The 285-nt window shown below is 37.5% G+C and carries 1 protein-coding gene; it reads right to left on the bottom strand.

All coding sequences use genetic code 11. The annotated features are described in order from the left end of the window. Positions 1-218 (bottom strand): site-specific integrase (locus tag A3712_RS12215; protein ID WP_197465819.1); only part of this gene is annotated, 218 nt, incomplete at its 3' end. Positions 219-285: the final 67 nt, after the last annotated feature.

The following is a 285-nucleotide window of genomic DNA, read 5'->3' as shown; positions in this document are numbered from 1 at the left end:
TTAAGCGCGACTTTTTGAGTGTTGATAGCGACGTGTTGTTCATTAGCAAGATAAGACAGATAGGCTGTTACCTCAGTCGTTCCCATATCTTGAGGATGCTTTAGCTTATTAAAGCGAATGAAGTATTTTATCCAGTATATATAGGCCTTTTCTGTTTTGAGACTATAGCCTCGCATTCGCATGTGTCTACGGATTTCTTCAATGAATTTGCTTGCCATTTCCCACCTCCCAAAACTGTTTTTTTTATACAGTTTATTGGTGTTAGAAGGAGTTTGAGTATGAAAA

Origin of the sequence: Vibrio sp. HI00D65, assembly GCF_001635455.1 — a bacterium.
In the GTDB taxonomy this organism is placed as follows: Bacteria; Pseudomonadota; Gammaproteobacteria; order Enterobacterales; family Vibrionaceae; genus Vibrio.
Note: the sequence above shows the minus strand (reverse complement) of the source record. Positions and strands in the feature narration are given on the sequence as shown.